Genomic DNA, 11698 nt, shown 5'->3' with positions numbered 1-11698 from the left:
CTCCACACTCACTCTCACGCATTCATTCTCTCATTGTGACCATCTGGCGTAATCCAAACAAAAAAGGATGACCCTTTAAAGTCTTTGACTTTTGGGTCACCCTCTTTTTTGTATGTGATACGGTGCTTATTTCATAGCCAGATTGAGCTGTTGTGCAGCTTGTTGGTAGGCCAGTACACCGGCTTGCGAAAGCTCTACGGTCATGTTGTTGCCGTCGGCACCTACCATTTGTACGTGGTTGTCATCGACGAAGGTCATGAATTTGGTCGTTTCGCCGTTAGCCGAGAGAGACCAGGAGTTGTCGTTGCTGTCGAATACGAAACCGATGGTCGAGTTGTCGGCCGTGTTGGTAATGGTGTAGCCGTCTTTATCGGTCTTTACCAGATAGATGTCACCGTTTTCGCCTTTCACTTCCTTGGTCGATTCCTGAGCGATGGGGCTGCTGCCGGTCCAGAATTCAATAGAGTTGAGCACAATGAGGTCAACAAATACGGTTGCCTCGTATACCGGGATAATATGGAAGGCGATAAATACGAGTTCGTTTACAAATTTGTTGCCTACACCGCCGTTCCAGCTAAGTACCTTGTTGGTGAGGCTGAACGATCCGATACAAGACGAGAAGCAGAGAGTCGCTGCTAAGGTAAGGGCAATAGCCACATTCAGTTTGTTCTTTTTCATCGTTTTAAATTTTTAGTTAGAAATATGTAATACGCAAAATTTAGTAAGTTGAAAAAGAGGGCGGCATGGTGGCAAAAGATGGCGCGAAACATGCTGCACGGCAATTCATTTGATGGCGATAGGGCCAATTTCAGGTTCATCGAGCAGGAGACTCACACACGGCATTTCCCGTCTCTTGTCGGGGAGAGGGAGGACTGACGAGTACAGAGACCGGTGAAAATCGACGTTCTTCTACCAGACCGATTGACTTCTATCTTTTACAAAGATAAAAAACTTTTGGAGAAAAAGGTTTTTATAAGGGGATTTTTTCTTGATATATTTTGTAATATCGCAGAACCTCATGAACATAGGCTACGGTTTGGCGTCCTCTGAAATAGCCGAATTTGCACACTTCGTCGTTGAAATACTCGGGGTTGCTCTTGAGCAGGATGAAGTCGCTCACGTTGTCGTCCCATACATAGGGGTTCTTGCCGTACTTCTCGGCCAGCGCCATGGCGTCGAGCACGTGGCCGAGCCCGGCATTGTAGGCGGCGAGGATAAACTTGAGCCGCTCGTTTTTGTCCTGGATGGCCGAGAGGCTTTTGTTGAGCGATTGTATGCTTTTGACGGCCGCCTTCAGATTCTTCTCGGGGTTGGTAATCTCCTGGGCCGATACCCCGAAGGCCTGTGCCGTGCGAGGCATCAGTTGCATCAGTCCCCGGGCTCCGGCCCACGATACGGCCAGGGTGTCGAAGTGCGACTCGTTGTAGGCCTGTGCGGCGAGTATGCGCCAGTCCCAGTCGAGTTCGCGGGCATACTTTTTAAATAGGTGGTCGTAGATGGATATTTGTCCTTTCGAGACCGACAGCACGGCCGAGTTGGGGAACGACTTGCTCAGTTCGAAATACCGGCGCGAGATGCTGCGGTAGGAGTCGGATTTCTGGTTCTCCTTCACCCACTGGTTGATGGCGTGTGCCAGGGCGGGCGAGGTCTTGCTCACGGCCCACGAGGCCCGTTGGGGGAAGCTCACCTGCAGGTGGATGTCGATGTTGTTGTAATAGGTGCGGTTCAACTGCGCCAGGTTGTTGTCGGCCAGGGTGTAGGGTATCTCGCCGGTCGAGACCATCTCGATGAGCTCTTCGGTCACCACCGTATCCTTGTCGATGTGGTGGATGTGTATGCCGCCGCCCAATTCGTTGTTGAGGTTGTTGATGCGCTCTTCGTATTTCGAGCCGGCTTCGACGTAGACATCTTTCCCGATGAGGTCGACCACGTCGTTTATCATTTCGTCCTTGGGCTTGCGGGGCTGGATGAGCACTTGGTGGGTGATGTTTTCGGCACCGCAGTAGAGCCACTCGTTTTTGGCGTCGCCGATGATGGGCATCTCGTAGGCGATGACGTCGCCCTTGCCCTGTTGCAGCATCTCGGTGAGGTGCTTGATGTTGTCGGCTACGATGACGGTGGTCTTGAGGTTGTAGTGGTCGGCAAACTGTTTGATGCGTTCGTATTCATAACCCATCTCTTCGCCTCGGTAGAGGAAGTAGGAGGTGGAGCTGTAGAGCGTGAGAACTCGCAGTTCGCCCCGCTCGCAGATGGAGTCGAAGTCGTTCGGCACCTCTTCGGCGGTGTGCTGCTTGTTCCCTCCGCAGGCCGTGAGCAGACAGAGGGCGAGGAGCACATATATCCAGCGGGATATGTTCCTCGGCATAGGCTTACCCTTTGAGCTTGTGAGAGATAAAGTTGGTCATAATCTCGATGGCGACCGTGTTGTGACCGCCCTGCGGGATGATGATGTCGGCGTAGCGTTTGGTAGGTTCGATGTGTTGCAGGTGCATGGGTTTGAGTACCCGTTGGTAGCGGTCGATTACCATCTCGACCGTGCGTCCCCGCTCGATGATGTCGCGGTTGATGACCCGGATGAGGCGGTCATCGGCATCGGCATCGACAAATACTTTCATGTCCATCATGTTGCGCAACTCTTCGTTGCAGAGAATCAGGATACCCTCGACGATGATGATGTCGCGAGGCTCGACGGTGATCGTCTCCTTTGACCGGGTGCAGGTGAGGAACGAGTAGATGGGCTGCTCGATGGGGCGGCCCGCCTTCAGCTCTTTGAGGTGCTTGACCAGCAGGTCGAAGTCGATGGCAGCCGGCTCGTCGAAGTTGATGTTCTGACGTTCGTCTTCCGGCACATCGCTGCTGTCCCAATAATAGGAGTCCTGGGGAATAACGGCTGTTTGTCCGGGAGGAAGGCTCTCAATGATTTTTCGCACGACGGTGGTTTTGCCCGACCCGGTTCCACCGGCTATTCCTATGATTAACATGACGCTTCTTGTTTTAGGGGTGTGACTTGATCGTTATTTGTACTCAAACCGGCCTTTGTCCGATTCGATGATTAGCTCGTTGTGGTCGGCTGCCTGCGTATAGCCGATGATGCGGGCATCGATGTCGAACGAGCGGCTGATGTCGATCACGCGTTGGGCATCCTCGGCGTCGACATAGACCTCCATGCGGTGACCCATGTTGAAGACCTTGTACATCTCGTGCCAGTCGGTACCCGATTGCTCCTGGATGATGCTGAACAGCGGGGGTACGGGGAAGAGGTTGTTCTTGATGACCCGCATGTTTTCCACGAAGTGCATCACTTTGGTCTGGGCTCCGCCCGAGCAGTGTACCATACCGTGCACGCGCGGACGCATCTCGTCGAGCAGTTTCTTGATGACGGGGGCATAGGTACGGGTGGGCGAGAGCACCAGTTTGCCGGCGTCGATACCCAGTTCGGCAATCTGGTCGGTCAGTTTCAGCTTGCCCGAGTATACCAGCTCTTCGGGTACGGCGTTGTCGTAGCTCTCGGGGTATTTGGCTGCGAGGTATTTGGCAAATACATCGTGGCGGGCCGAGGTGAGTCCGTTGCTGCCCATGCCGCCGTTGTACTCTTTTTCGTACGAGGCTTTGCCGTAGGACGAGAGTCCCACGATGACGTCGCCCGGGCGTATGTGCTCGTTCGATACCACATCCTTGCGCTTCATGCGGCAAGTCACGGTGCTGTCGACGATAATCGTGCGCACCAGGTCGCCCACGTCGGCCGTCTCGCCGCCCGTGCTGTAAGCGTTCACGCCCAGTGCGCGCAGTTCTGCAAGCAGCTCTTCGGTGCCGTTGATGATGGCCGAGATTACTTCGCCGGGTACCAGCAGCTTGTTGCGGCCGATGGTCGACGATACCAGTATGTTGTCGGTGGCACCTACGCAGAGCAGGTCGTCGATGTTCATGATGAGGGCATCCTGTGCAATGCCTCGCCACACGCTCAGGTCGCCGGTTTCGCGCCAGTACATGTAGGCCAGCGACGACTTGGTGCCGGCACCGTCGGCGTGCATGATGTTGCAATAGTCGGGGTCGCCGCCCAGAATATCGGGGATAATCTTACAGAAGGCCTTGGGAAAGATACCTTTATCTATATTCTTGATTGCGTTGTGTACATCTTCTTTCGAAGCCGATACGCCGCGCAGGTTGTAACGTTGGTCGCTCATAGGTATGTGTAATTGATGCTCACAAAATTAGTGCAAAAATGGCATCGGTGCAAGCATCTGGTTTATAAAACGAGTGTCAGGTAGATGAATATCACGGGCGAGGCCAGAAGCTCGCTGTCGAACCGGTCGAGGATGCCACCGTGCCCGGGGAGCAGTTTGCCCGAGTCTTTGGCGCCGGCCGTGCGCTTGAGCAGCGATTCGCACAGGTCGCCCCAGGTCGAGAATACCGAGGTAAGTATGCCCATGACTACCCATTGAGCGGTGGTGAGCATGCCGGGTATGATGTAGTTCAGGCACAGGGCGAGTATGATGCAGAAGAGCAGGCCGCCGAAAAATCCCTCCCACGACTTCTTGGGCGAGATGCGCTCGAAGAGCCGGTGGCGCCCCAGCGTGCTGCCTACGACGTAGGCGCCGGTATCGTTTATCCAGATGAAGGTGAAGAGGGCCATCAGTATGTATTCGGGGTGACCGTACAGCAGTTGATATTCGGTACTGTATCCCCATACACCGAGCAGCGCAAGGGGCAGAACGATATAGATTTGTCCCAATATGCTGTATGCCCAACCCATGACGGGCAACTTGTCGGGCGACAGGTAGAGCTGGATGATGGGGCGTGCTACCAGATAGATGAGGTAGGTGAGTATCGAGGCTTTATGAAGCGACTCGCCTAATTGGCCCGAATAGGAAAAGGCCGTGAGAAACAGGGCGCAGGCTCCTGCCATATCGATGACAAAAGTGAGTTGATCGAATGGCCTACCGAATCGGGTAAGCATGAGAAATTCGACATAGCCAAGCAGGGCGACGATACCAAAAATGCCCAGAAAGGTATAGGCTCCCGACAAGACAGCCGTAGTAATGATAACGATAAACAGTATACCGGTAAAAGTTCGGGTCAGTAGATTTTTCACGGTTCCTTATTTTTGATGTTGGGTGAATTATAAGGCATATAGCGACAGTTGCGGGCAGCGGGTACTCGGCATAGGCTGTGCTTTACGCTTTCATATAGTTTACAAATATAGGTATAATCCCATAAAGCGGCCCTTCTGGGTAGTTTTTTTTTTGTGATAAAGCGATAAAAAAAGAGATACAGTCGATTGTCGGCTGTATCTCTTGTATCATGTAGATTCTCTCGCTTGTCGGGCGGTTAGGCCTTCGAGTCGGAGGTATCTTTTTCATTTCCTTTTGTTTCGCCGTTTTCAGCCTTGGGTTGGTCGGCCGTGCCTTCAGCTGTCGGTTGAGGTTTTTCGTCAGACGGTGTCGGATTGCCTTCGGCCTCCGGTTTTTTGTGTTCGGCCTCTTCCTCCTTCTTGGCTGCCTCTTCGTCTTGCAGTATCTCTTCGGTACGCGAAATCCACGGACGCTTGCCGAATATCTGCTCTACGTCTTCGGCAAAGATAACCTCGCGGGTAATCAGTACCTCGGCCAGTTTGGCATGCTTCTCGGCATTCTCGCGCAGAATCGACTTGGCGCGCTCGTACTGTTCGTTTACGATTCGGCTCACCTCTTTGTCGATGAGTTTGGCCGTCTCTTCGCTGTACGGTTTGGTGAATCCATACTCCTGACCCGTAGAGTCGTAGTAGGAGAGGTTGGGCAACTGCTCGCTCATACCGAAGTAGACCACCATGGCGTAGGCCTGCTTGGTGACCCGCTCCAAGTCGTTCGAGGCGCCGGTCGAGATGCGTCCGAGGAATACCTCTTCGGCGGCCCGGCCTCCCAGCGTGGCACACATCTCGTCGAGCATCTGCTCGCGGGTGGTGATTTGCCGCTCTTCGGGCAGATACCAGGCAGCGCCCAGCGCGCGACCGCGTGGTACGATGGTCACCTTGATAAGCGGGTTGGCATATTGCAGCAGCCAGCTGATCGAGGCATGCCCGGCTTCGTGTATGGCGATGGAGCGTTTCTCCTCTTGAGTCGTGATTTTCGACCGCTTCTCCAGACCGCCTACGATACGGTCGACGGCATCCATAAAGTCCTGACGCTGTACGCTCTTCTTGTTCTTGCGGGCGGCAATCAGGGCGGCTTCGTTGCAGACGTTGGCAATGTCGGCCCCCGAGAATCCCGGGGTCTGGCGGGCCAACAGGTCTACATCGACCGAGTCGTCGATCTTCACGTTGCGCAGGTGTACCTTGAAGATAGCCTTTCGGTCGTTCAATTCGGGCAACTCTACGTAGATTTGACGGTCGAAACGTCCGGCACGCAGCAGGGCCTTGTCCAGAATGTCGGCCCGGTTGGTGGCAGCCAGAATGATGACGCCGCTGTTCGACCCGAAACCATCCATTTCGGTAAGCAACTGGTTCAGGGTGTTCTCCCGCTCGTCGTTGGAACCCATGTTGGGGTTCTTGCCACGGGCACGACCCACGGCATCGATCTCGTCGATGAAGACGATACAGGGGGCTTTCTCCTTGGCCTGGCGGAAGAGGTCGCGCACACGCGACGCACCCACACCTACGAACATCTCGACGAAGTCGGAACCCGACAGCGAGAAGAACGGTACGTTGGCCTCGCCGGCTACGGCTTTGGCCAGCAGGGTTTTACCGGTCCCCGGAGGGCCTACCAGCAAAGCGCCTTTGGGTATTTTGCCACCCAGGTCGGTATATCGACTGGGATTCTTCAAAAACTCTACAATCTCTTCGACCTCCTGTTTGGCTTCCGAGAGTCCGGCTACATCGTCGAAGGTTACCTTCACGGCTCCGTCCTTGTCGAAAAGCTGAGCTTTGGCCTTGCCCACATTGAACACGCCGCCGCCACCGCCGCCACCCTGGTTGGTCATTCGGCGGGCCAGATAAATCCAGAAGATAATAAAGAATACGATGGGGCCGAAGGTCCACAGGATATTGGTCAGATCGCTGCTGTTCTCGTAGTTGACATCGGCTTTGAAGCCGTAGTCTTTTTTCCACGCCTCGAGGGTAGTGGCAAAACTGTCGCCCGAGGGTATGTTGGTGTATACGATGGGCTTGCCGGTAATCTTGTCGGTTTTGAAAATAGCTTTGGCCGTGCTGTCGTTGAGTTGAGCCTCGACGTAGTCTTTCTTGGCATGAACCGTTACGTTGGTCATGCCGCCCTCCTTGGCTATCTTTTCAAATTCCGACCAGTTCACCTCCTTGCTCATCGAAGGATCGTTGGCATAGTAGAGGCCAAACAGAAGCAGTGCGATAATCGCATACATCCAGTACAGGTTGAACCGGATGCGCTTCTTCTTATTAGGCCCTAATGGAGACATGTTGTTGTTTCCCATATTTTATATATAGTATAAGATGCAAATGGTGTATCAAAAATTATTCCACGTCAGGAATCTCTGTCAATTTGGCATCGTTCCACAATTGTTCGAGTTTGTAGTAGTTGCGGTATTCGGGCAGGAAAACATGTACCAGAATGCTGCCGTAGTCGATAATTATCCATTGGCTGTTTTGGTATCCGTCGTATCCGAAAGGTTTGGTGCCGGTGTGTTGCTGCACATACTCTCTCACGCTGTCGGCAATCGCTGCCACTTGGGTAGTCGACTGTCCCTCGCAGATGACGAAGTATGAAGCTGCAGCCGATTCTATGTCCGAGAGATCTACGGTGGTGATTTTTTTCCCTTTTTTTTCTTGAATGCCTTCTATAATGGTTTGGATTAGTTGTTTTTCTTTCATTTACTTATTGTATGGCTTATATGTATATATTCTCATTTTGCAAAGATAATGCGATTTTTCCAATTACGAGAAAATAGCTTTGTTATAAAATTAAGGCTTTCGTTAAAAACTCCTTTTGCTAACTGTGGGTATAATAGGATTTTGCAGAATAACGAATGAAAAACAGAAAAGTTCGGCTGCGAGGTTTGGTTGCTTTGCCTATATTCCGATAATATAGGATACGGTTTGGAATAAAGAAATATCTGAAATCGGGGTCCGATATTTTATTTTCCGCTTGACTTTCGTCGTACTCTCGGGGTATAGGAGTCGGTTCGGCATAGTCAAACTTAAAAACTTCGTTTTTGTTTGCCTCTGCTCTCACCTTTCACTATATTTTCAGAATATAGGAGTCGGTTCGGCATAGTCAAACTTAAAAACTTCGTTTTTTTGTTTGCCTCTGCTCTCACCTTTCACTATATTTGTTGCCGAATAATTTGTAACACTCAATATGGAAATCAAAGGAAAAATCATTCACGTGCTGCCGTTGCAGGAGGGTGTATCGAGAGCCGGCAACCCGTGGAAGAAACAAGAGTATGTATTGGAAACCGAGGAGCAATATCCTCGCAAGGTATGTTTCAATCTTTTTGGCGATAAGGTAGATCAATATCCGGCAGCAATCGGCGACGACGTGACGGTCAGCTTCGACCTCGAGAGCCGCGAGTTTAACGGCCGTTGGTACACCGACGTGAGAGCCTGGAAAATAGAGAAGTCGGTTCCCGCAGCTCAGGGCGTACCCGATATGCCGCCCATGCCCAACGATATACCTCCGTTCCCGCCGGCCCCGGCTGCTTCCGACATGCCGGCCTCGTCGACCGACGATCTGCCGTTCTGATGGACCGGAGAATGTCCCCGCTGCGGCGTGGATTGGGAAACGAAGCATAATGAAATTGTACCGGGAGGTCGCAGGGGTATTGATACCCTTGCGACCTCTTTGCTTTATCTACCTTTGTATTTATTATGCTATTTTCTCTTTTTATTGTGAACGGAAAACTCTATTTTTACTCCCTCGAAAAGAAACCCTATAAACCGTAAAAACGATGATTAGATTAAATGTTTTTGTGAGAGTCGATGAGGCTCGTCGCGCCGAATTTTTGGAGATTGCTAAAAAGTTGACCGAATGCTCACTCAAAGAGGAGGGCTGTGTGGCTTACGATATTTTCGAGAGTGCTACGCGTCACGATGTGTTGATGATTTGTGAAACCTGGAAAGACGATGAGGCTCTGCGTGCCCATGAGCAGACTACTCACTTTGTCACTTATGTGGGGCAGATGCACTCCTTGGGCGAGATGAAGCAAGAGCGATTCAACTTCTGATTCGGTATTCCCGAGTATAATATCGAACAGGAATGAAGTGGAGTAAGTTGTTTCTGGTTGCGGTTGCCTTGATGGCAGTCGCACCTTTCACGTCGTGTGGCGATGATGACAATCACGCCTCGATACCTACCCGCCCCTCGGGCGAAAACGAGGCCGACTCGATAGCTATCGCTCAGATTTCGTGGCAGGAGCGGGAGATTCGGGATGGTGTCGTGAGCAAGACGGCTCAGGTGCAAAAGCTCTTTGACTATCCGCAAACGATAAGCATGTTGGAAATCGACCTGAACAAGGCCAATGTTTCGTTTGTCGTTTCGTATGAGGTCTCGTTGAGCAAGACTACCAGCGACCGGGCCATCGCGGCCAATGCGTTGGCGGCGATAAACGGTACCTTTTTCAATACCTCGACCGGTGTAAGCCGTCACTTCTTGAAGTGTAACGGCACTGTGGTGGCTACCACCGAGACCAACGAGTTTTCGACTCGTGCCACCGGGGCCTTCTGTGCCACGGGCGACCGGGTGGAGATAAAGACGTGGAGCTCGAGCGACGAGGCTTCGCTCGGGGGCGACTATCAGCAGGTAGTCGTGTCGGGGCCGCTGATGATGGACAACGGGCACGATGTGGCCATGTGGGCCAATTCGTTTACAACCGATACACACCCGCGTACCTGCGTGGCAACGACCGACGACAATCGGGTGTTCTTTATCGTCTTCGATGGCCGTCTCGATGGAGCCAAGGGGGTGAACCTCTACGATCTACGCACCTTTGCTCGGCAGATGGGGGCGACCGATGCTCTCAACCTCGACGGTGGGGGCTCTTCGACCCTCTATATCCAGTCCTATGGCGTGATCAATCACCCTTGCGACAATGGCAAGTACGACCACGAAGGCGAGCGTGCAGTCCCCTCGGTATTGATGGTGAAGACAAACTGAATCCCGTAAATACAGGTATCTCGGCGGGGCGATGGGGGTTAAACCCGAATCGTCCCGCTTTTTTGTGTAAAAAACGGGCTCGGCATGATGGAAAAAAAGAATAAAATTCTTATCTTTCAACCGAAATAATTTAATCTTATAAATCTTAATCTATGATAGTAGGAATCCCCAAAGAAATCAAGAACAACGAGAATCGAGTGGGTATGACTCCCGCCGGAGTGAACGAACTGGTACGGAGAGGTCATACGGTGTATGTGCAGAAAGGCGCAGGCGAAAATAGCGGGTTCCCCGACGAGCAGTACGAGCGTGTGGGTGCCAAGATATTGCCCACCATTGCCGATGTATATGCCGTGGCCGAGATGATAGTCAAGGTCAAGGAACCCATCGAGCTCGAGTATCCCCTCATTCGCAAAGGGCAGTTGTTGTTTACCTATTTCCATTTTGCATCGGACCGCAAGCTCACCGAGGCTATGATGGCCAGTGGAGCTACCTGTTTGGCCTATGAAACGGTCGAGCTGAAAGACCACAGTCTGCCGCTGCTTATCCCCATGTCCGAGGTGGCCGGCCGTATGGCTACCCAAGAGGGGGCCCGCTTCCTGGAGCGCCCGCAGGGCGGCAAAGGTAAACTGATGGGCGGTGTGCCGGGTGTGAAACCGGCCAAGGTGCTGGTAATCGGTGGTGGTGTGGTAGGTTATGCTGCTGCCTGTGTGGCCGCCGGTATGGGTGCCGATGTTACCATTGCCGACTTGTCGCTGGCCCGGTTGCGCTACATCGATGAGGTTCGCCCCGCCAACATCAAGACCCTCTACTCGTCCGAATTCAATATACGAGCCGAGCTTCCCACGACCGATTTGGTAATCGGGGCTGTGCTTATCCCCGGAGCCAAGGCGCCGCATCTCATCACCCGTGATATGCTGGGATTGATGGAGAAGGGGTCGGTGCTGGTCGATGTCGCAATCGATCAGGGTGGCTGCTTCGAGACTTCGCATCCGACTACACACTCCGAGCCCGTCTACGAAGTCGATGGTATCGTGCACTATTGCGTGGCCAATATTCCGGGAGCCGTTTCGGCCACCTCGACCTTGGCCTTGACCAACGCAACTTTGCCCTATGCCCTCAAGCTGGCCGATAAAGGTTGGGAAAAAGCCTGTGCCGAAGACGAAGCTCTCTGCAAAGGTCTGAATGTAGTCGACGGTAAAATCGTTTATCCTGCCGTAGCCGAAGCTTTCGGGTTGCCGTGTGAGAAGATATAAGCCGATAATTTCACTCGAATACCCTTTGTTCGTTCCTGTTGCTCCGTAGAGTGGCAGGAACGAATTTTTTGCGAAAAAAAGTTTGTTTATAACGGAGTGAAAATGGGGAAGTTGAGAGAAAAGTATGTTTTATAGCATAAAAAAGTCGTCAAAAAATTTGGAGGGAATATATAAAAACGCCTACCTTTGCATCGCTTTTCGAAAGAACACCGGGTCAACCGGAGCGAAAACGGAGGGCGCAGTTCATTGACAAGACTGAAAAGAAGCAAGTGTAGTACAAGAGAAAAGAGAGAACGAAGTCAATTCGGCCAGGAGTCCTTCGAAGGTATAAAATAAGAAAAATAAGAT

Annotated in this window: 11 protein-coding genes; 4 read left to right on the top strand and 7 right to left on the bottom strand. The window is 52.3% G+C overall.

The genetic code is table 11. The features are described from left to right. Nucleotides 1-126: 126 nt before the first annotated feature. From B5F38_RS13630 to rsfS, 7 genes are all read right to left on the bottom strand, one after another. Nucleotides 127-678: a DUF3332 domain-containing protein gene (locus B5F38_RS13630; RefSeq protein WP_087409677.1), complete on the bottom strand. Its 552-nt coding sequence runs from the start codon at nt 676-678 to the stop codon at nt 127-129. Between the two features lie 292 nt (nt 679-970). Then, the gene (locus B5F38_RS13625) at nt 971-2365 is read right to left on the bottom strand and encodes a transglycosylase SLT domain-containing protein (RefSeq protein ID WP_087409676.1); all 1395 of its coding nucleotides are present in this window, start codon (nt 2363-2365) and stop codon (nt 971-973) included. 4 nt (nt 2366-2369) lie between these two features. Then, entirely contained in the window at nt 2370-2981 is a 612-nt protein-coding gene (gene udk, locus B5F38_RS13620; protein ID WP_087409675.1) for a uridine kinase, read from the bottom strand. A 33-nt stretch (nt 2982-3014) separates the two neighbouring features. Continuing rightward, a complete protein-coding gene (locus B5F38_RS13615) occupies nt 3015-4184 on the bottom strand; it encodes an AIR synthase related protein (RefSeq protein WP_087409674.1) in 1170 nt (389 codons plus the stop codon). 62 nt (nt 4185-4246) lie between these two features. Further along, nucleotides 4247-5092, bottom strand: coding sequence for a phosphatidate cytidylyltransferase (locus B5F38_RS13610; protein WP_087409673.1), 846 nt, complete (start codon nt 5090-5092; stop codon nt 4247-4249). 236 nt (nt 5093-5328) lie between these two features. Continuing rightward, nucleotides 5329-7419, bottom strand: coding sequence for an ATP-dependent zinc metalloprotease FtsH (gene ftsH / locus B5F38_RS13605; RefSeq protein ID WP_087409672.1), 2091 nt, complete (start codon nt 7417-7419; stop codon nt 5329-5331). A gap of 40 nt (nt 7420-7459) precedes the next feature. Then, nucleotides 7460-7816, bottom strand: coding sequence for a ribosome silencing factor (gene rsfS / locus B5F38_RS13600; protein ID WP_087409671.1), 357 nt, complete (start codon nt 7814-7816; stop codon nt 7460-7462). 487 nt (nt 7817-8303) lie between these two features. Here rsfS and B5F38_RS13595 point away from each other — a divergent pair, with 487 nt between their 5' ends. The 4 genes from B5F38_RS13595 to ald all read left to right on the top strand — a co-directional run bounded on the left by B5F38_RS13595 (nt 8304) and on the right by ald (nt 11350). Further along, nucleotides 8304-8687: a DUF3127 domain-containing protein gene (locus B5F38_RS13595; RefSeq protein WP_087409670.1), complete on the top strand. Its 384-nt coding sequence runs from the start codon at nt 8304-8306 to the stop codon at nt 8685-8687. A gap of 205 nt (nt 8688-8892) precedes the next feature. Next, nucleotides 8893-9168, top strand: a complete 276-nt coding sequence (locus tag B5F38_RS13590) for a putative quinol monooxygenase (RefSeq protein WP_087409669.1) — start codon at nt 8893-8895, stop codon at nt 9166-9168. A gap of 32 nt (nt 9169-9200) precedes the next feature. Further along, nucleotides 9201-10097, top strand: a complete 897-nt coding sequence (locus B5F38_RS13585; protein ID WP_087409668.1) for a phosphodiester glycosidase family protein — start codon at nt 9201-9203, stop codon at nt 10095-10097. Between the two features lie 152 nt (nt 10098-10249). Next, complete coding sequence (gene ald / locus B5F38_RS13580; protein WP_087409667.1) at nt 10250-11350, top strand: alanine dehydrogenase; 1101 nt, start codon at nt 10250-10252, stop codon at nt 11348-11350. Nucleotides 11351-11698 lie beyond the last annotated feature (348 nt).

The sequence above is a fragment of the Barnesiella sp. An22 genome (genome assembly GCF_002159975.1).
Taxonomy (GTDB): Bacteria; Bacteroidota; Bacteroidia; order Bacteroidales; family Barnesiellaceae; genus Barnesiella; species Barnesiella merdigallinarum.
Note: the sequence above shows the minus strand (reverse complement) of the source record. Positions and strands in the feature narration are given on the sequence as shown.